At 36.1% G+C, this 21660-nt stretch carries 17 protein-coding genes; 7 read left to right on the top strand and 10 right to left on the bottom strand.

Translation table 11 applies throughout. The features are described 5' to 3' along the window. The first annotated feature begins 177 nt into the window (after positions 1–177). Positions 178–1740: an MFS transporter gene (locus AC3HD6_RS09075; RefSeq protein ID WP_488896048.1), complete on the top strand. Its 1563-nt coding sequence runs from the start codon at positions 178–180 to the stop codon at positions 1738–1740. A gap of 425 nt (positions 1741–2165) precedes the next feature. Further along, positions 2166–3527 (top strand): aldehyde dehydrogenase, encoded by a 1362-nt coding sequence (locus AC3HD6_RS09070; RefSeq protein ID WP_488896047.1) that lies wholly within the window; start codon positions 2166–2168, stop codon positions 3525–3527. Between the two features lie 82 nt (positions 3528–3609). On the opposite strand, the gene AC3HD6_RS09065 is transcribed toward AC3HD6_RS09070, so the two are convergent. Beyond that, positions 3610–4179: a thioredoxin family protein gene (locus AC3HD6_RS09065; RefSeq protein WP_488896046.1), complete on the bottom strand. Its 570-nt coding sequence runs from the start codon at positions 4177–4179 to the stop codon at positions 3610–3612. Positions 4180–4259: 80 nt separating this feature from the next. Between AC3HD6_RS09065 and AC3HD6_RS09060 the strand changes: the two genes are divergently transcribed. From AC3HD6_RS09060 to AC3HD6_RS09050, 3 genes are all read left to right on the top strand, one after another. Further along, entirely contained in the window at positions 4260–5144 is an 885-nt protein-coding gene (locus AC3HD6_RS09060; protein ID WP_488896045.1) for a lysophospholipid acyltransferase family protein, read from the top strand. Positions 5145–5150: 6 nt separating this feature from the next. Next, positions 5151–6137 carry a glycosyltransferase family 2 protein gene (locus AC3HD6_RS09055; protein ID WP_488896044.1) on the top strand — a complete coding sequence of 329 codons (987 nt, stop codon included), beginning with the start codon at positions 5151–5153 and terminating at the stop codon, positions 6135–6137. A gap of 102 nt (positions 6138–6239) precedes the next feature. Beyond that, entirely contained in the window at positions 6240–6794 is a 555-nt protein-coding gene (locus tag AC3HD6_RS09050; protein ID WP_488896043.1) for a 3'-5' exonuclease, read from the top strand. Between the two features lie 63 nt (positions 6795–6857). Here the strand turns inward: AC3HD6_RS09050 and apaG are convergent, their stop codons facing one another. The 9 genes from apaG to glgB all read right to left on the bottom strand — a co-directional run bounded on the left by apaG (position 6858) and on the right by glgB (position 18855). Further along, positions 6858–7247, bottom strand: a complete 390-nt coding sequence (apaG, locus tag AC3HD6_RS09045) for a Co2+/Mg2+ efflux protein ApaG (protein WP_488896042.1) — start codon at positions 7245–7247, stop codon at positions 6858–6860. 82 nt (positions 7248–7329) lie between these two features. Then, positions 7330–8580 carry a 2-oxoglutarate dehydrogenase complex dihydrolipoyllysine-residue succinyltransferase gene (gene odhB, locus AC3HD6_RS09040; RefSeq protein WP_068943539.1) on the bottom strand — a complete coding sequence of 417 codons (1251 nt, stop codon included), beginning with the start codon at positions 8578–8580 and terminating at the stop codon, positions 7330–7332. Between the two features lie 39 nt (positions 8581–8619). Continuing rightward, a complete protein-coding gene (locus tag AC3HD6_RS09035) occupies positions 8620–11433 on the bottom strand; it encodes a 2-oxoglutarate dehydrogenase E1 component (protein WP_488896041.1) in 2814 nt (937 codons plus the stop codon). A 125-nt stretch (positions 11434–11558) separates the two neighbouring features. Continuing rightward, positions 11559–12599 (bottom strand): SRPBCC domain-containing protein, encoded by a 1041-nt coding sequence (locus tag AC3HD6_RS09030; RefSeq protein WP_488896040.1) that lies wholly within the window; start codon positions 12597–12599, stop codon positions 11559–11561. A gap of 235 nt (positions 12600–12834) precedes the next feature. Beyond that, positions 12835–13422 carry an outer membrane beta-barrel protein gene (locus AC3HD6_RS09025; RefSeq protein ID WP_488896039.1) on the bottom strand — a complete coding sequence of 196 codons (588 nt, stop codon included), beginning with the start codon at positions 13420–13422 and terminating at the stop codon, positions 12835–12837. Between the two features lie 225 nt (positions 13423–13647). Continuing rightward, positions 13648–14916: a glucose-1-phosphate adenylyltransferase gene (locus AC3HD6_RS09020; protein WP_488896038.1), complete on the bottom strand. Its 1269-nt coding sequence runs from the start codon at positions 14914–14916 to the stop codon at positions 13648–13650. Positions 14917–14932: 16 nt separating this feature from the next. Continuing rightward, a complete protein-coding gene (locus tag AC3HD6_RS09015; protein WP_488896037.1) occupies positions 14933–15493 on the bottom strand; it encodes an FEKKY domain-containing protein in 561 nt (186 codons plus the stop codon). A 5-nt stretch (positions 15494–15498) separates the two neighbouring features. Then, positions 15499–16905: a glycogen synthase gene (locus AC3HD6_RS09010; protein WP_488896036.1), complete on the bottom strand. Its 1407-nt coding sequence runs from the start codon at positions 16903–16905 to the stop codon at positions 15499–15501. Positions 16906–16908: 3 nt separating this feature from the next. After that, a complete protein-coding gene (gene glgB / locus AC3HD6_RS09005) occupies positions 16909–18855 on the bottom strand; it encodes a 1,4-alpha-glucan branching protein GlgB (RefSeq protein ID WP_488896035.1) in 1947 nt (648 codons plus the stop codon). Positions 18856–19052: 197 nt separating this feature from the next. On the opposite strand from glgB, the gene AC3HD6_RS09000 reads away from it, so the two are divergent. Both AC3HD6_RS09000 and AC3HD6_RS08995 read left to right on the top strand, forming a co-directional pair. Then, entirely contained in the window at positions 19053–20177 is a 1125-nt protein-coding gene (locus AC3HD6_RS09000) for an alpha/beta hydrolase-fold protein (RefSeq protein ID WP_488896034.1), read from the top strand. A gap of 5 nt (positions 20178–20182) precedes the next feature. Further along, the gene (locus AC3HD6_RS08995; RefSeq protein WP_488896033.1) at positions 20183–21598 is read left to right on the top strand and encodes a leucyl aminopeptidase family protein; all 1416 of its coding nucleotides are present in this window, start codon (positions 20183–20185) and stop codon (positions 21596–21598) included. The last annotated feature ends 62 nt before the right edge of the window (positions 21599–21660 follow it).

The following is a 21660-nucleotide window of genomic DNA, read 5'->3' as shown; positions in this document are numbered from 1 at the left end:
AAACTTATTTTCTGCGAAAAGGCAAGACCGCAACGCACAGATCTGCTAATTTTTTCTTTAAGCATATTTGTCATTTTACCTTTTACTTTACCCCTTTGCTATTTTGTCTTTTCGCATTTTATTATTATAAACAGCTAAACAGTAAACTCAAGGTTTTCATTAGCTTTCCAAACAATTATGCAACACAATACAGTTTATCATAAATGGTTACCGCAATGGTTGAAATTGCCTCTTCTCATCCTGGCCTTATTTCCACACATTATGCTATTGTCATTATTGCATTCCAATAGTGCTTTTACCTCTTCTTTTATGGATGTGGACTCAGATGATATCCAATATTTGATGATGCTGATGTATGGAACTTTTGTAGTCACGCTTTTGGTTTTACAGCGGTTCATGTCTTATTTTAGTGTGAAGTATTATGTACTGCTGATGTCTTCCGTTTCTGTAATTCTTCTTTATATTTTATCTGTCACCAATGATTATCATGTGATCCTGGTGATCCGTTTTTTAGAGGGATTCTTTGGATTACTGGAAGGCGCTATTTTTTTACCATTAATTATAGCTGAATTAAAAACAAAACATGCTAAAGTGATTGCCTACCTTTTTATGTATGCACTTATGCTGACAGGAGGAACCGTAACAACAACCTTACTTAAATCAAGCATTCAGGATTATGATTACCGGCATATGATCTTAATGATGGCTTATTTCCATGTTTTTGTCTTGATTTTAGGCTTTGTCATTTTCAACAAAAATCGTTTCTTCCCTAAAAAACCATTATATCAAATGGATATTCCAAGTTGGTTTTTGCTATGGGTTTGTCTTCAATCGGGAGCCTATGCTATCGTGTATGGAAAAAGACTCATGTGGTTTGAGTCTGATTCTATCATTCTTTGTTTGTTTATATTTCTCATTTCCGGAGGTTTATTTATGCTGAAACAAAGGAATTCAAAACGTCCTTTATTCCATTTTGAAATTTTCAGTTCTAAAAATGTGATGGTGGGAATGATCCTGTTTTTCATCTTCTATCTTATCCGTTCAGGGTTAAATAATGTATACAGTATAATGGCAACAGTATGGAAATGGCCATGGGATTATATTGTCAACATTCAGTATTGGAATGTGGCCGGGACACTTATCGGAGTTTTTCTCTCAGGAGTTTGTCTGGTTCGTGGTGTTTCTTCCAGGATTATTTTTTTTGCAGGCTTTCTTTTACTGGCCATAGACTGCGCATGGTTTACCTATACTTTTTATCCGGATACTACACTTACCACTATCTGTCCACCTCTCTTTCTTCAGGGAGTGGCTCAGGGTTTATTATTTACTCCTTTAGTATTCTTTCTCATTTCGGGAATGCCGGAACAATATGTGGCTAATGCCAGTGCCATGGGAACCACTACCCGTTTCTGGGCCACTGCCATTGGATATGCCTTAATGCAAAACGGAATGTTGTTTTTAACGTTAAAACATTCGGATGTCTTAAGCTTCAACCTTACCGATACCAATCCGGTTTTCTACAATCAATGGAATCAGATTTTCGGAGCCAATATTTCAAAACTTCCGGTTAATGAATCATTATCTATGACAGCAGGCGCTTTTAAAGCAAAGATAACCGCTCAATCTCTTCTGCTTTCCAATATGGAGATATTCACGGGTTTATTCTGGCTGGCTTTCATCACAGCTCTCCTTTTATTACTTTATCACCCGGTTAAAATAGCAGTGAGGAATATTATGTAATGAACAATGGAAAGGGAGCAGGATACTAGAAGATGGAAGTTCTTGAAGACTTCAATACCTCTGTGAGTTTAGGAAATTAATTTCTTTAATTTAACGCATTGTTCGCAAAGACTTAAAATGAAATAGACTATAAACGTACGCAAAGGCGTTTCACTCAGCAAAGGTTGTAATCCATAGCCCTAGCTGAACGAAATGCCTTTGCGAACGGAAAGATAAGCAGCATTAAAGTTATCTTAGCGATCATAGCGTTTGAAAATCTAAGGTTGGATTAAAATAATCTTTAAATAACCAACATCTTCTAACCCTCAAAAATTCCTTCAACTTTCTACTTCCAATTCTCATCCCCCAACTTTGGCCGGTTTATTGTTGCGTTTTTTTCATTACAATATCAAATCAGCACTTACGTTTAACTGAAAAGCCATCGCATGGAAATCGAAGAAATTTTACAAAGTCAGAGAGACTTTTTCAAAACACAGCAAACCAAAAGCATTGCCTTCAGAAAAATGTATCTTGAAAAGCTCAGAAACCTTATCATCTCCAATGAAAACATGCTGTACGAAGCTATTTACAAAGATTTTGGCAAATCTAAATTTGATACCTTCACTACAGAGATCTCTTTTATTCTGAATGATATTGATTTTTATCTGAAAAATCTAAAATCACTAGCAAAGCCCCATAAAGTAAGTACAAATCTGGTGAATCAGCTTGGAAAAAGTAAGATTCATTCCGAACCATTGGGTAATATTCTGGTGATTGGAGCATGGAATTATCCTTATCAATTATCCCTATCTCCTATTATTGCCGCTATGGCTGCCGGAAACTGCTGTATTCTGAAACCAAGTGAAATTGCAGAAAATACGATGAAAGCAATGTCAACGATCATCAATAATAACTTTCCTCCTGAATATTTGTATGTATACGAAGGCGGTATTGATGAAACTACAGCATTATTAAAGCTGCAATTCGATAAAATATTCTTTACAGGAAGTACAAAAGTTGGAAAGATCATATATAAAGCCGCTGCAGAGCATTTAACACCCGTTGTTCTTGAATTGGGAGGAAAGTCTCCTGCCATTGTTACTAAAAATGCCAATCTTGAGATTGCTGCCAAAAGAATTGTATGGGGAAAATTCCTGAACGCCGGGCAAACCTGTGTTGCTCCTGATTATTTATTGGTAGATGAAAGCATACAGGAACAGTTTCTGGAAATGTTGAGAAAATATAGTAAAGAATTCAAATACAGTCCGGATTCTGAACAGTATACCCAAATCATCAATCAGCAAAATTTTCAGCGCCTGATTCATCTTATTGATAAAGAAAAAATATACTGTGGTGGAAATTTTGATGAAGAAAAGCGATATATAGAACCTACTATTCTTCACAATATAGACTGGAAAGATCCGATCATGGAAGAAGAAATCTTTGGACCTCTCTTACCTGTTATCACCTTTAGCAACTACAATATGGCTCTGAACGCAGTATTGGAACTGGAAAAACCTCTGGCGGCTTATCTTTTTACCAACAATACTGAAGAAAAGGAAAGCTTCACACAAAAATTATCTTTTGGAGGTGGATGTATCAATGATGTTGTAATGCATTTAAGCAATGATCATCTGCCATTTGGAGGCGTAGGAAATTCAGGAATAGGAAATTATCATGGGAAATTCGGTTTTGCAGCCTTCTCTCACCAGAAATCTATTCTTGAAAAAGCAACATGGGGTGAGCCCAATATAAAATATCCGCCCTACTCTGAAAAAAAATTAAGATGGATTAAAAAGTTTTTATAATTCTCGCAGATTTCGCGGATTACACAGATCTTTTTCGGAAAATAAAAAAGGCTGCTTCCAGTAGAAACAACCTTTTAGTTTTTTATGCTTTAGGTTTCCAGGTATTGAAAAACTCTTTTACCTTGTCCTTGCTGTATCCTTTTCCTTCTTCAAGCACATCACTCTGCTGAACTTTAATCATTTTACCGTTCTTATCTAAAACAATAAATACAGGATATCCAAATTTTTCGCCAGGGTTATCATATTGAGCAAAAACTTTCTCATTTTTGTTATCCGGAGAATAGTTCAGGTGATAATATAAATAGTTTTTATCTACTAATTCTTTCAATTCAGGAGTTTGCTGTACAAAGTTATTAAATCGAAGGCACCATATACACCAGTTTCCGCCAGCCTGAAGTATAATATTCTTTCCTTCTTTCTTAGCTTGGGCTACTAATTTATTGATATCTGCCTGAGCATCAGCTTTTGGATTATATGGTTTGGGAAGTTTTACCTTTTCTTCTGCAGCTTTCTTCTTCGCATCCAATTCTGCCTGATCAGTTTTTACCAAAAGCGCGTTATCTCGTACTCTTTCTTCTTTTGGTAGATTGGTATTCTGTGAAAAGCTTAATACACCTAATCCCAGAAAAGCTAAAATTGCTAATTTTTTCATAACATAAAAATAAAAAAATATTACTTATCTCCCTACAAAAATAGAACCATAATTTTATTATCACTAAATTTGCCTGTTTTATGAGCTTTTTAATCAAAATATTATTTTTCATCTCAAAACTTCCGCTTAGAATATTGTATATTTTTTCGGACGTTATGTTCTTCCTAAATTACTATTTGGTAGGGTATAGGAAAAAGGTGATTACCCAAAATCTTAGAAATTCCTTTCTTGAAAAATCAGAGGATGAGATCAGTGAAATCCGAAAAAAATTCTATCACAACTTTTCCGATTACTTGGTAGAAACCATCAAATCATTCAGTATTTCTGAAACAGAAGCAAGAGTGCGGATGCAGCATATCAATCAGGATTTGTTTCACGAAGTGAAAGCGGAAGGTAAAAATATTATTTTACTTGCGGGGCATGTCTTTAATTGGGAATGGATTAATGCTTTAGCAAAAATTGTCCCCCAAAAGCACTGCCATCCGGTGTACAGAAAAGTAAACAGTAATTTTTGGGAAAACCAGATGAAAAAGGTTCGAAATAAGTTCGGAAATGAAGCCCTGGAAGCCAATGAAGTTATTAGAAACATATTTAAATCGCCTAATAATGGTGATTCTATCTATATGTTTGTGGCAGATCAAACTCCACATTTCTCTCATGTTACGTATGGTTTAGAGTTTTTGAATCAACGAACGCCTGCTTTCATCGGTTATGATAAATTAGCTACCCGAATGGATCTCGCTTTTATTTATTGTGAAATGAAAAAAGTAAAACGAGGTTATTATCAGGTTAATTACTACAGAATCTACCCGGATAATGAAAAATTTACAGAGCATGAGGTGGTAAGAAAATTTCACAAGATGCTTGAAAACACCTTACATAAGCATCCGGACAATTATCTTTGGTCTCACAGAAAGTGGAAGTATCAGGACTCTATTAAAATCTTTGATACTGAAAAAAATTAGATGTACATGCAGAACAAACTGGCGGTTGCCATCTTAAACTGGAATGGGAAAAACTGGCTGGAAAAATTTCTTCCGAGTGTAGTTCAGTTTTCTCAAGATGCAGATATTTATGTTATTGATAATCTTTCTACAGATGATTCTATAACATTTTTAAATACCCATTTTCCTTCTGTAAAAATCATTAGAAATGATAAAAACTATGGGTTTGCAGGAGGCTATAATGAAGGATTGAAGAAGATTAACAATGAATATTACTGTCTTCTTAATTCGGATGTAGAAGTTACAGAAAACTGGATAGAACCAGTATTGAGTTTATTTCAAAAGAATTCAACAATTTCAGCTATTCAACCTAAAATATTATCTTATCATAATAAAAAATCCTTTGAATTTGCAGGTGCTGGAGGTGGTTTAATAGACAATTTAGGCTATCCTTACTGCAGAGGACGTGTATTTGATGATCTAGAGGAAGACAAAGGACAATATAATGATGAAACAGAAATTTTCTGGGCATCAGGATGCTGCTTTTTTATCCGTTCCAAAGATTTTTGGGAACAGAAAGGTTTTGATGAACGTTTTTTTGCCCACCAGGAAGAAATTGATCTTTGCTGGAGACTCATTAATTCAGGAAAGAAGATCTTTTATACGGGAAAATCTACAGTATATCATGTAGGCGGTGGAACTCTGAACAAGCAAAGTGCTCAGAAAACGTATCTAAATATTAGGAATAATCTGTCTATGATGCTTAAAAACCTTCCATTTCCTAAACTAATCTGGCTGATCTTTTTCAGGCTTTGTCTGGATGGACTCGCTGGAATTTATTTTGGATTAAAGTATGGATTTCCCCACCTTTGGGCTGTTTTAAGGGCACATTTTGGTTTCTACAAACAACTTCCCGGAACGTGGAAACTTCGTCAGAGCCATCAGAAAGATCAATTCTATCAGTCAAAATGGCTAATCTTTAAACATTTTTTAAGCGGAAAGAAGATAAATTAAAAGCAACAGATAATGTTACATTGTACCCAATCTTGAATGTTGGTCATTAGAACATTAAACAAAAATGTGTTAAAACAATAACAATTAATCAATATTATACCAATGGATTTCTGTGCAATAGATTTTGAAACAGCCACTCATGAGAAAAGCTCTGCTTGTGAGATGGGAATCTGTGTGGTTCAGGATTCAAAGATTGTTGAGACCAAAACATGGTTAATAAAACCTCCCAGTTTCCCCTATTTTAATAAATTCAATATTGCAGTACACGGCATACAGCCGGAAGATGTACAGGATGCTCCTACCTTTGATGAGATTTGGCATGAGGCAGAAGAATTAATGTATGGATCACTAATGATTGCCCATAATGCAGGGTTTGATGCTTCAGTTTTAAGAGGCTGTTTTGAGCATTATGGAATGTTCCCTCCTAAAATGAATTACCTGTGCAGCATACAGCTTGCCAAAAAATCATGGAACTATCTTCCAAAATATGGACTGAAGCCACTTGCCGAATACCATAACATCAAGTTTAATCACCACAGAGCAGGTGCTGATGCAGAAGTTTGTGCAAAAATATCCTTATTGGCATTTGAGAAGCTCTTCCTCACCAGTAATGATGAAGTGAATGAATATATGAAAGCAAAAATTAAAAAGCTTTGATAATACAGGTACAGCCCCGGGTTCCGATACTTGTATCAGTCATTTTCTATGACAAAAACTATTTTAATTACTTAAAACTTCCGAAAGCAGATTAAATTTTGGGATATCAATCTCTAAAGTCTCCTGTGTTTCCAGGTTTTTAACCAGGTATTTTCCGCTCATATTTCCTACTCCGGAACGAAGCATTACATTGGAAAAATAAGCGAAATTTTCGCCGGTTCCTATTTCTGGAGTCAGGCCGATGACTCCGTCACCGATAATCTCTGTATATCCGAATCCTACATCAAAGATGAGCCATTTTCTTTTCAGTACTTTTATAGGAAAGCTTCCATCATTTTCTATGGTGATATTGTACTTGAAAACATAACGGTTTTCGGAAGGATAACTGTTTTTACTATCATATTCAGGTATTACTGAAACTTTGATATTGGAAGTCATTTTTGAAAACATCATTGTAGTATTTTTCTTAATAGATACAAAAATCTCGCCTTTTTTAAGGCGAGATTATATATTTACATTATAATTTTATTAAAAACTATAATCCAAGGCCTTTTCTTTCGTCACCTCCCATTAATACTTCAACAGGATTGTCGATCCCTTCTTTTACTGCTACTAAGAATCCTACAGATTCTTTTCCGTCAATAATTCTGTGGTCATAAGACATTGCTACATACATCATTGGCCTGATTACTACCTGTCCGTCAACCGCTACTGGTCTCTGGATGATGTTGTGCATTCCTAAGATTGCAGATTGCGGCGGGTTGATGATTGGTGTAGATAACATAGATCCGAAAGTACCACCGTTTGTAATAGTGAAAGTACCACCAGTCATTTCATCAACGGTAATTTTACCATCTCTTACTTTTGTAGCAAGATCTTTGATGTTTGCTTCAACAGCGCTGAAAGACATGTTTTCTGCATTTCTCAATACAGGAACCATTAATCCTTTAGGACCTGAAACCGCAATTGAAATATCGCAGAAATCATAGTTTACTTTGAAGTCTCCATCGATTGATGCATTCACATCAGGATACATTTCTAATGCTCTTGTAACCGCTTTTGTAAAGAAAGACATAAAACCAAGTCCTACTCCGTGTTTTTGAGCAAATTCTTCTTTATATAGTTTTCTTAATCTGAAGATTTCAGACATGTCAACTTCGTTGAAAGTTGTTAACATTGCTGTTTCATTCTTCACAGAAACTAATCTCTGAGCAATTTTTCTTCTTAAAACTGAAAGTTTAGTTGTAGTAGTAGATCTAGAACCTGTAGCTGTAAGAGGGCTTCCTCCTAATGCAGGAACTGCTGCCAATTCAGCATCAGTTTTAGTGATTCTTCCGTCTCTTCCTGTTCCTGAAACCTGAGCAGCATCCATTCCTTTTTCGTCAAGGATTTTCTTAGCAGCCGGAGATGGAGCTCCTGTAGCATAAGTTGTTGGAGCAGCAGCTGGAGCAGCTGGTTTCGGAGCTTCTTGTTTAGCAGGTTCAGCAGCTTTTACTTCTTCCTGTTTTGGAGCTTCAGCAGCAGGTGCACCACCAGCTGGTTTTGCAGCATCCATATCAATTAAACAAACTACCTGACCTACTTGTACGACCTCACCTTCTTCTGCTTTTAAAGTGATAACACCACTTTGTTCTGCTGGCAATTCAAGAGTTGCTTTGTCTGAGTCTACTTCAGCGATAGGTTGATCTTTTTCTACATAATCACCATCTTTTACAAGCCAAGTTGCAATTTCAACTTCTGTGATTGATTCGCCCGGTGAAGGAACTTTCATTTCTAAAACTGACATATCGAGTATTTTTTATTTTTTAATTGGATATTATTTTAATTAAGCTGTAACAGGTCTTTTTGCAGGAGCATCGTCTCTGTCGAACACTCTGTTGATTACTGCATTTTGGTTTTTCTCAAACATTTTGTGGCTACCTGGAGCAGGAGCACCGCTTGGCACCGGAGATACTACTTGGATTCCTGTATCTCTGAAGTTTCTTAGGATATAAGACCAAGCCCCCATGTTTTCAGGTTCTTCCTGAGCCCACACTAATTGTTTTCTGTTTTCGTATTTGTTGAAGATTGCTTCAATAGCATCAGTCTGAAGTGGATATAACTGTTCGAATCTTACTAATGCAATATTTTCACAATTCAATTCTTCTTTCTTCGCTAATAATTCGAAGTATAGTTTACCTGAACAAAGAACTAATTTTTCTACTTTTTTAGGATCTGCAGTTGGATCATCTAAGATTGGCTGGAATGAACCTGTTGCGAAATCTTCAAGCGGAGAAACCACTTTAGGATGTCTCAATAAAGATTTAGGACTCATTACTACCAATGGTTTTCTGAATGCCCATTTCAACTGTCTTCTCAATAAGTGGAAATAGTTGGCTGGTGAAGTAATGTTTGCTACTACCATGTTTTCGTTAGCACAAAGTGTTAAGAATCTCTCTAATCTTGCTGAAGAGTGTTCTGCACCTTGTCCTTCTGAACCGTGTGGCAATAACATCACCAATCCGTCCTGGATTTTCCATTTTTCTTCTGCAGCAGCTAAGTACTGGTCAACAATAATCTGTGCACCGTTCACGAAATCTCCGAACTGAGCTTCCCAGATCGTTAATGTATTTGGAGAAGCCATTGCATATCCGTAGTCGAAACCTAGAACACCATATTCTGAAAGGTGAGAGTTAAATACATCAAATCTGCTTTCTGAAACGTGTTTTAATGGGATATATTCTTCTTCAGTATCTTCTGTTTTTACTACAGCATGTCTGTGAGAGAATGTTCCTCTTTCTACATCTTCCCCAGAGATTCTCACATTGTGACCTTCTACAAGAAGTGTAGCATATGCTAACCACTCTCCTAGTGCCCAATCTAATGAGTTTCCTTCAATCGCTTTAACACGGTTATCGAAAAGTCTTGTAATTTTGTTGATAAATTTCTTATCTGCTGGAAGTGTTGACATTTTAATCGCCAATTCTTTCAACTTATCTAAGTCATATTTTGTATCAACCGGTAGCTGAACTGCTCCTTTTTTTCCGATTGGATAATTTACCCAATCTTCAGCCATGAACACGTCCATTACATTTTTCTCAATTTCTTTAGATGCATCAAAGTCTTTATCTAAAAGCGCTTTGAATTCCGTTTCCATTTTAGCAATTACATCGTTTGAAGTAACGCTGTCTTTAAGTAATTTATCTTTATAAATTTCTCTTGGGTTCGGGTGTTTTGAAATTGTTTTATATAAGTTAGGCTGAGTAAATCTTGGTTCATCACCTTCATTATGCCCATATTTTCTATATCCTAAAAGGTCGATATAAACATCTTTTCCGAATTTTGCTCTAAAATCAGCAGCAAAATGGATCGCGTGAACTACAGCTTCAGCATCGTCAGCATTTACGTGCATTACAGGAGATTCTGTAACTTTTGCAATGTCTGTACAGTATGTTGAAGATCTAGCATCCATGTAATTTGTTGTAAATGAAACCTGGTTGTTTACAACGATATGAACTGTACCTCCTGTTCTATAACCTTCTAAAGTCATCATCTGAGCTACTTCATAAGCAATACCCTGTCCTGCAATAGCACCGTCACCATGAATGATGATTGGTAATACTTTAGAATAATCTTTATACTTATCATCTACTTTCGCACGGCAGATTCCTTCTACCAGAGCCGCTACCGTTTCAAGGTGTGATGGGTTTGGAGTCAGGTTGATACAAACTTCTTCTCCAGAAGCAGTTTTGATCTTTTTAGATGATCCTAAGTGATATTTAACATCACCAGAGAATACATCTTCTTCGAATTCTTTTCCTTCAAATTCTGAGAAGATCTGCTTGTAAGATTTACCAAAAATATTGGTTAAAACATTAAGTCTACCTCTGTGGGCCATCCCTAATACTACTTCATCTACTCCTAATTGAGAAGATCTTGAGATCAGCTGATCTAAAGCAGGGATTAATGTTTCTCCACCTTCCAATGAGAATCTTTTCTGACCTACAAATTTTGTGTGAAGATAATTTTCAAAGGCTACAGCCTGATTTAATTTTAATAAAATTTCTGTTTTTTCATTCGCAGAAAGGCTTGGATGGTTTTCGTTTACCTGAAGCCATTTTTTGATGAAATCTTTTTCTTCAACATTGTTGATGTATGTATATTCTACCCCAATAGAGTCACAGTAGATATTTTCAAGGTGCTTGATTAAATCTGCCAAAGTAGCAGGCTCTTTCATCCCTGTTTCAACGGCACAGTTGAATTTTGTGTTTAAGTCTGCTGCAGAAAGACCGAAGTTCTCGATATCTAAAGTAGGAGTATAGTGTCTTCTTTCTCTAACCGGGTTTGTTTTTGTAAACAAATGCCCTCTTGTTCTGTAAGCCTCAATAAGGTTTACTACCTTAAATTCTTTCTTGATGTGTTCAGGAACTTCTCCGCTTGATACTGCCTGAGAAATTTGTTGTACTGCTGGAGCAGCGTTGGCCGGAGCCTGAATAAATTGAATGTTATCGTCATCTCCGTAGTTCTCCAAAGCAAAATCGAAGCCTTGAAAGAAAGCTTTCCATGATGGTTCTAAAGAATCTGGGAATTTTAAGTACTGTTGGTATAAATCCTCAATTAACTGAGAATGAGCTGCGTTTAGGAATGAAAATCTGTCCATTATTACAGTTTATCTATTTATTAAAATTTATTTGTAGAATTAATCTTCAAATTTAATAAAAAAAACCGAGTTAGAACAGTCTAAAACCGTTAAAAAAACTTAAGAAAAAAATAATTAAAAAAAAATCACTTATACACTGATAATGAGAGCTTAACATTAACCTCCTGACCTTCCATCGGACGTTCAATAAAGGTCTGACGGATATCTCCGAAGCGCATCTCGTCTTTTTTGGCTTTCTGAATCAGCTTCTGAATAGCCTTAATTCGGCCTTCATAGCTCCCTTTGTAGTACATTACATAGTTTTGAGACGGGTTTACAGACCTAAAATTAAAGTTATTGTCAGACACTCCAATTTTCTTAGAAAGTGGAATTCCGAGGAAGTAGGAAACTTCTTTATCTTTGTAATTGTCTGCATCAGTCATCAGAACCGGATACCCGAATTCATCGTCTTTTTTGCCAAGGTCCATCGTCACAAAATTATAGACTTTATTATAATTCATCACGATATTTTTGTACAGCGCATCCTTTTTATTGGCGGTACTTACATTGATTCCCAACAACAATTGGTCTTCTTCATTTTCTACTATCAGGCTGTCATATTTAATCGCCGCCATCTGATTGTCTTTTTCAACCTTATTTCCCAGTGAATTTTTAAGATTAACCATACTCTTGTTGATATTTTCAGCAAAACGGTCTTCTGTCCAAAAATTTTCTACTCTTCTCCAAACAGATAGTTTCGGCGTATGTACATACCACGTTATTCTGGTCTTTTCAGCAGAAACAGGCTTAAATTTAACGTCAACCAATGTAGGATTTTCATTTTCATCCTCAAAAAGCTGATATTTTAAAGTTTTATTGAGATTCTCATAGCGAATGAACATTTCACCATCAGTGTCATTTTGTTTGTCTACATAGCTGATGGCACTTCCCTGTCCTTCATAAGGCGTATAATAATCTATGTCCATAGACTGTGAACTGGTAAAAAAGTTATTCCATCGCGTAAAATTCTGAAGATTATTAAACTGTGCAAACACTTTATCTACCGGATAATCAATCTCTTTCTCCACAGTGAAATTCTTACTTTCATCCACAAAATAATACATGGAAGCAGCATAAGCACCTCCCAAAAGAATAATAAGAACAGTTAGATATTTAAAAATACGCATCGCACAAAAGTAATACAAATAAAAAAAGTGACCAATATGCTGATCACTCTTGTTTTATGTTTAACAATAATTAACCTAGTGAAAGGTAGGAAGCGGGATGATGGAAGCTGGAAATTCCCGTTACTCCAATGGTTAATAAAGGTTTGTTCATTGAAGTCCTTCTTCTTTGAGGCTATATCAACAAAAAAGCCGGAAAATTCCAGCTCATTTTTTTAAATTTTTATTTCAATAGGAATTATTTCAGTCCAAAATTCTTTGATATTCCAACACCGATTTCTTTACCAAAAGAGAAATTGAATCTGTTATTCGTAACATCAGCTCCACTTTCTTTCAAATAGCCATATCGGATGCCTCCAATATTGAAATTTAAGCCAAAGCTGTTCTTAAAGTTGATAAACAATGCTGGTGTAAAATTGGCGTAGAACCCATTCATTTTTCTCTCGCTAGAAGTAGTAGCAATGGTGTAGGTATCTTTCATATTCTGATATCCTGCTCCTAAATCCCCATACACAGCAAAAGTTTGACTCAATGGAACTGCATAACGTACAAATGGTCCAATAGCAAAACTATTTTCCTTTAACTGCCCTATTTCATCAGGTTTTTTTCCTGAAGTAATAGTAGAATTGATTCCTATTGTCCAATAATCGTTAAACTGATATCCTACGGTTGGGGTAAAACTAAAGGACTCCACTTCGCTTTTTTTACCGGAAACACTGGTGTTATCACTACTATAACCGATATTTCCTCCTAATAGTAAAGTATTTTTCTGAGCGCTCATCATTCCGAAAGCAGCAATAGCTACAATGATCATTTTTTTTTTCATAATTCAAATGTTTTTTCGGTTTAAATATATACATAAATAATTAATCCCATAAAAGTGATTATTATTTTATGCAACATCTCAAAATTCATGTATGAATGGGTATAAAAACAATAAAAAAGCATTCCAATATGAAATGCTTTTTTAAATATTTAGTAAAATATTCTTAGCTCATCTGAGTTGAAAAAGTTTTTTTTCACCCAAATGAGCATTTATTTATCAATTTCCTTATCCGATATGGGTCCCGGGAGCGAGAACAGCTCCTTTCTTCACTACTACAATTCCATCCTGCACCGAATAGGTTCCATAGTCTCCGTCTGGAAGGTGTTTCCCACCAATAATCTTTACGTTATCTCCTATATAACAGTTTTTGTCAAGAATAGCTTTTTCAATATAGCAGTATTTTCCGATCCCCATATTCGGACGTCCTCCTCTGTCATTCAGAACGATTTCTGTAGTATTTTGATAGAAATCGGCTCCCATAACATAAGAATTGACGATGGTACTGCCTTTATCTATTCGTGTTCGGTTTCCAATCACGGAGTTTTCAATTTTATCCGCCATAATGATGCATCCATCTCCGAAAACAGCCTTACTTACATAAGAACCATTGATTTTTGATGGTGGAAGCATTCTTGCTCTTGTATAAATTGGAGAAGAGGAAAACAGGTTGAATTGCGGAAGATCCAGACAAAGATCCAGATTGGCTTCATAGAACGACTCTATAGTTCCTATATCTGTCCAATAGCCTTCATATTGATAACTTAATGTATTATATTTACCAATAGAATTGGGAATAATGTCTTTTCCAAAGTCGTCACCAGCTCCTTCATCAAACATCTTTTTTAAGATTGTCTTTGTAAAGATATAGATCCCCATAGAGGCCAGAAACTCCTTTCCTTTATGTTTATTCTCTTCCGAAACCTCAGATTTCAGCCCTTCCAGCATTTCATAATCTGGTTTTTCATAGAAAGAGGTAATATTTCCGTCATCATCGGATTTTAATATTCCAAAACCGGTAGCATCCTTAGCATTAACAGGAATGGTGGCAATGGTGAGGTCACCCCCATTTTCAATGTGAAAATCGAGCATTTCTCTGAAATCCATTTGATACAACTGGTCTCCTGAAAGGATTAAGATATAATCATAATCATATTTTTCAAGATGTTTCATTGACTGGCGTACGGCATCTGCAGTTCCTTGATACCAGCTGTCATTTTCCACATTCTGCTCTGCGGCCAGAATATCTACAAATCCTTTGCTGAAGATATCAAAATGGTAAGAATTCTTAATATGCGAGTTCAGCGACGCTGAATTAAACTGGGTCAGTACCAGAATTTTATTTAATCCTGAGTTCAGACAGTTTGAAATGGGAATATCCACCAGTCTGTATTTTCCAGCGATAGGAACTGCCGGCTTTGATCTGGTATACGTTAACGGGAATAATCTTGTTCCTCTGCCTCCGCCCAATACAATAGAGATTACATTTGGGTTCATAAATATATTGCGTTTTTTATTTTATTAAAATTACTGTTCTGTTTTTGGTGTCTACCTGCATGATACAGCAGATAATTTTTTTATAATTCATATCAATATCGTATACTGTCACTTCATATACTTCAGAATTCCTGATTTGCTTGATTTCTTTATTTACTCCGTCAATTTCTATACTACAATTTTTAAGCTTTTCACGAAATGCCTTATTAACAATCAAGATATCCATGATATCAACTTGCTTCATTACAAAAGCTTCGATATCCTTTTCATATCTTATGTCCCAATCTTTTCCATACCTCTTTTCTAATGCAGCATATGTTTTTTTATTTTCAGCTGCTACACTATCCATAAGTTCATGGGTTACCTCACATCCTGCTACATCTACATTTTTTATTTTCCATTTTTCTGAAATCCCCTCGACTAATCTCCTTCTTTCCATGTTAGGAAAGCCATAGGTTAATATTGTATAGTAAGTCTCCTGAGATTGCTTTTGTTCTTTTTCAGAAGTTCCATTTCTGCGCTTATCACAAGAAACAGCTGTTATTATCAATATCCCCAAAAGAAGATTCTTTATCATTAGGATCAGCTATTATATAAAGCTATATATTTTTCTGCAGATTTCTCCCATGCAAAATCAAAATTCATATTGGCATGAATAAGTTCTTCCATGATTCCTTTCTGATGATAGATTCCAAGTGCTCTGTTCATCGCATGTACAATATCATCCACGCTTGGATAGGTGAAGTTTAAACCTGCTCCGCCTGTTGAAATATCTTCTACAGTATCTCTCAATCCACCTGTATATCTTACTATAGCCACCGTTCCGTATCTCATGGAATACATTTGATTTAAACCACACGGTTCTACTCTTGATGGCATTAACAGGAAATCTGCCGAGGCATAGATCTTATGAGAAAGATGTTCTTTATAGCCTAAATCCAGCGCAAAATTGGTATAAGTATAATCATATTCTTTAAGCTTATTCTCAATATAGGTGTTTCCTGAACCCAGGATCATGATATTTAAAGCACCATAACTTTGTTTGATGCTTTTCCATACCACATCCGGTAAAAAATCTGCTCCTTTTTCAGTTGCAAATCTTCCGATGAATGCAAATAAAGGAAGTTCAGGTTTTAAACCATATTCTTTACAAAGTTTCTCTTTATTCTTTTTCTTTTGCGCTACTGCATTTTTGATATTAAAATTAAAATCCAGCATCGGATCGGTTTCCGGGTTCCAGACTTCAGTATCAATTCCGTTAATGATTCCATAGGCTTTTCCGAATTCCTGACGAACCAGACTTTCCAGTCCTCGGAAACTGATGAAAAGCTCTTCCAGATAACCTTCGGAAACCGTAGTAAAGGCATACGAACATTTGATCATACTTGCCAATGGATTCATCAGCCCGTTCCAATCCATTAATCCCCATTTATAGGCATCAAAAGAAGGCATATAATTCGCCATATTCCAGCTCATCATTCCCTGGTATTCTCCGTTATGAATCGTTCCTATGGTTTTTACCCCTTTTAAAAAACTAAATTCAGAACAGTGCTCTACCATAAAAGGAACCAAACCGGTATGATAATCATGACAGTGCAAGACATCAGGTCTGATTTCCATAGCACATAACCAATGCAGAACTCCATGCTGGAAAGCCAGAAACTGAAAGCTTTCATCTTGATAACCATAAGGATTATCTCTATCCAACAGCCCGGGAATTCTCACCATATAAAGCTCAAAACCCAGCGCATTTGTTTTTTCCTTCATAACCTGAACCTGCAGCATATTGCCTCCCTGATGAATGAATCCATCAAACACCACCTCAAATTCATGTTCACGAACAAAGGGTTTGTTATACCATGGCATTACTACCTTAGCCTCTATTCCTTTTATTTTATTCTGATATTTCGGAAGTGCTCCAACAACGTCTGCCAGCCCCCCTACTTTGGCAACAGGATAACATTCTGTGCTTAAATGATAGATAACCATTCTTTATCTTTTGTGTTTAATTCTGTGTAATTTATACTTTTTATCTTTATGTTGTCTCAAAATAATCCCCGCCAAAGGAGGTAACTTGATGGTCATAAACTTTTGATGCTCTGTTCCATCTTCATATTTCTCTTCCAGCACCTCGGATACGACTCCGCTTCCACTATATTCTTCATCATCAGAATTAAAAATAATGTCCCAATGAGTTCCGTTTGGAATCTTTATTCTGTAATCCAATACTTTTGGAGCCAGATTTAATACAGTCATCAAAATATCGTCTCTTCTTTTTCCTTTTCTGAGATAAACGTACACTGAGTTTTCCAGATCATCCGCCTCTATCCATTCAAAACCATTTTTATTGAACTGATTTTCATAGAATGCAGATTCTGATCTGTATAAATGATTAAGACGCTTCACTAAATCATGCAATCCCTTATGGACAGGATATTTCAGCAGATGCCAATCTAGGCTTCGGGTAAAGTTCCATTCACTGGTTTGCCCAAATTCATCACCCATAAAAAGCAATTTAGCTCCCGGATGGGTATACATATAAACATACAAGGTACGAAGATTGGCAAATTTCTGCCATTCATCACCTTTCATTTTATAGATCAGACTTGCTTTTCCATGTACCACTTCATCGTGTGACAAAGGCATCATATAATTTTCATTATACATATACATGGAAGCAAATGTAAGTTTATGATGATGAAACTTCCTGTTGACAAAATCTTCTTTGAAATAGTCCAGTGTATCATGCATCCAGCCCATCATCCATTTCATTCCAAAGCCTACGCCGCCATCATGAACGGGTTTGGTAAGCATTGGGAAATCCGAACTTTCTTCAGCAATAGTCATAATACTATTCCCGAATTCTTTGTAAACAGCAGTATTAAACTCCTGCAGAAAGGCTTTGGCTTCAAGATTTACGTTTCCACCATATATATTAGGTTCCCACTCGCCTTCATTTCTTGAATAATCCAGGTGAAGCATTGACGTTACCGCATCTACACGAAGTCCATCTGCATGATAACGATCCAGCCAGAACATTGCATTGGAAATAAGGAAAGACTTCACTTCATTTCTTCCATAATTGAAAATATGTGATTTCCAGTCTGGATGAAAACCCTTTCTTTCGTCCTCATGTTCATATAAATGGGACCCATCAAAACGATAAAGCCCATTGGCATCTCCCGGAAAATGCGATGGCACCCAATCCAGGATAACCCCTATATTGTTCTGATGCAATTGATCAATCAGAAACATCAAGTCCTGTGGTGATCCAAAACGTGAAGTAGCCGCATAAAATCCTGTGATCTGATATCCCCAGCTTGGGTCATAAGGATATTCCATGACAGGCATAAACTCTACGTGGGTGAACTCCATTTCTTTGATATAAGGAACGAGCTTTTCAGCGATATCACGGTAGTTCAAAAATCGGTCTGGACTATCTCCTTCTCTTACCCATGAGCCTAAATGTAATTCATAAACAGATATTGGTGCATCCAGGTTGTTTTTCTCCCAGCGTCCATCCATCCATTTTTTATCATTCCATTCATACCAGGTTGTGGAGACTAATGAAGCTGCCTGAATATTCTGTTCCCAGCTTAAAGCATAAGGATCACTTTTTTCCAGGATCTCTCCTCCTTTTGTTTCAACAGCATATTTATACAAAGTACCCCAAGGCAATTCTTCGATAAAACCTTCCCAGATACCGGATTCATCCCATCTTGGAAACAAAATATGATCCTTATGATTCCAATTATTAAAATCTCCTATCACAGAAACTTTCTTTGCATTAGGAGCCCAAACTGAGAAATAAACCCCTTTTACCCCATCTTTCTCTACAGAATGCGCTCCAAATTTACCATACAGCTTATAATGTCTACCTTCTTTGAAAAGATACACATCATGATCGGTGAAAAGCGTATAGGTTTTAACAGAATTCATCAAGATCAGTTTCTATTTATATTTTGCCTGAAACTACGAAAAATACTGACATTAGCGGTTAATTATTCGTCAAATAATTATCAAGTTAGCTTTCTTCTTTCGTTTCCTATCAAATATATCATTTTTTAATTCACTTTTTTATGATTCTAAAACAATCTTTTTTATAAATTTAGCAAACTAATATTAATTAAACACTTATGATGAGGTTTGAACTTTATACTGATGAAAAAGATGACAGGCCCGTATTTATCACCGGGAATTTCAACAATTGGAATCCAAAAGATTATAATTACCAACTCAAGCAATCAGATTCGCGCCATTATTTCATAGAAATTGAAAATGAGAAACTTGCGGATGAAATTGAGTACAAATTCACCAAAGGTGGCTGGGAAAATGTAGAACTGGATAAATATGGAAACATCACTCCTAACCGAAAAATAAAAAAATCACTACAGAAAGCATCTGATACGATAGAAAAATGGAGGTTAAACTGGGGACCCTTCAAAGAAGAGTTTTTCCCTACTGCTGAGGTAATTTCTGAAAAATTCTACATTCCACAACTGGATCGTTACCGTAAAATATGGGCCGTACTTCCTTATGATTATCATACTTCGGGTAAAAGCTATCCTGTTTTATATCTTCAGGATGCTCAAAACCTTTTTAACGAAGGAAGCGGTTTCGGAAACTGGGAAATTGATAAAAAGCTCTCCATCCTTGCAGAATACGGACGTGGTGATGTTATCATCATTGCCATAGAACATGGAAGCGAAGACCGGATTAAAGAATATATCTTTGATAATGACAACGTAGCCAATGGCTCTGAAGGAAAAAAATATATTCGCTTTATCACTGATACTTTAAAACCTTATGTGGATGAAAATTATCGTACAAAAAAAGACCGAGACAACACAGGAATCGGAGGCAGTTCGCTGGGTGCATTAATCAGTATCTACAGCGGCTTTCTTTATCCTGAAGTCTATTCCAAATTATTAATCTTCTCACCTTCTCTTTGGGTAGAACCGAATAATAACTTTCCGATGATGAACTTCCGGGTTCCATTTAAAACAAAAATATATTTATATGGTGGTGGGCAGGAAGGTTCCAAAATGGTAAAAAGAATTCATATTTTCGAAGAATATCTGAAAAGATGGGAAAAAAAGAATCTTTTCGACTTTGAATTCAGAACCAGCATCAATCCTGACGGAACTCACAGTGAATTTTACTGGTCACAGGAATTCCCAAGAGCTATTGAATGGCTATTTTATGACAATACCGAAAACCCTGTCGAAGTTAAACCACAACAACAAAGCGCTAAGAACTAAATTTTATGAAACTAATCAACAAAAAAAATAAAAATTACACCCAAATATTCCATTTATTCACTGAAGAGGAATGGACGAAAACAAGTAAAAATTTCAATAAAAATATTGCTACATTCTTCACAGGAAAGAAGCATGAAGTATTCATCAATGCCCACGAAGAAGGAATCACTTATTTTATCGGGCTCGGAACATCTGGTTTACAGAATTTCGAACTCCAGCAGGTTGCCGTGAAATTTTCTCAAACCCAAAAGGAAAAATTGCAGCCAGTTTCTACTTTATTATTAGCCGACTTCCTTCATGAAAAGCAGTTTGAAGAGTTTATAAAAGGGTTACTCATAGGAACCTACAACTATCCTTTCGAAAAAAACCACCCTTTCTGGAATGCCGGATTTGATCTTCATTTTGAGAATTTAAGCCAGAAAAAATTAGACCATATCGAACAGAAAGCCGAAGCATTAAGTAACGGACAGATTGCCTGCCAGGAATGGATGAATAAACCTGCTAACTTAAAAAGAGCTGAAACTTTCAGTCTATACCTTAAAAATCTGGCCAAAAAATATGAATTAAAATATACGGTATTCAATCGTAAAAAATGTGAAGAACTTGGTCTTGGAGCCTACCTTGCCGTCAACCAAGCAAGCGCTCATGATGCCGCCTTCACGATTTTAGAATACAAAACCACAGTTAAAAATGCCAAAACATTCGGATTGGTTGGAAAATGTGTGCTATTTGACACAGGAGGAATTTCATTGAAGCCTTTTACCAATATGCATTATATGAAATCTGACATGGGTGGGGCAACAGCTGTTTTAGGAACTTTAATCTATGCGGCAGAAATGGAACTACCAGTTAATATCATTGCAGTGCTTCCAATTACCGACAACGCGATTTCTGAAAAGGCGCTGCTTCCTAGCGACGTCATTACAGCGTACAATGGTAAAACTATTGAAGTTATGGATACGGATGCGGAAGGCAGACTCATCCTTGCTGACGGACTTTCCTATTTGGCTAAGAACTACAAAACAGATTTCCTTATTGACCTGGCAACTTTAACAGGAAGCTCTGTAAGAATGTTTGGCGATACTTGTGGAGCCCTATTTTCCAATAACGAAGAATTGAAAAACCTTTTAATAAAAACCGGAGACTATACCAATCAAAGACTTTGGAATCTTCCGTTATGGGATATCTGGAAAGATGATATACAATCTGATGTGGCCGATTTAAAAAACATGTCCCTAAAGCCTGTTGGAGATTGTATTATTGCTGCTAAATTCCTAGAGCAATTCACTGAAAGCCACCCTAAATGGGCACATTTGGACATTGCTGGCGTAGCCTTTGGAAATGTAGGATATGCTAAAGAAAAAGCAGCGACCGGGTATGGGGTTCAATTGCTCACGGATTTAATCGAAAATTATCACTAAAAATTAGTTTATTACAAAAATTCTCTGTATACTTGATTAGTGATTCAGAAAAGCGCATCATA

This window comes from Chryseobacterium sp. II3a, assembly GCF_057815135.1.
The sequence above is the reverse complement of the archived record's forward strand: the minus strand, read 5'-3'. Positions and strand labels throughout refer to the sequence as shown.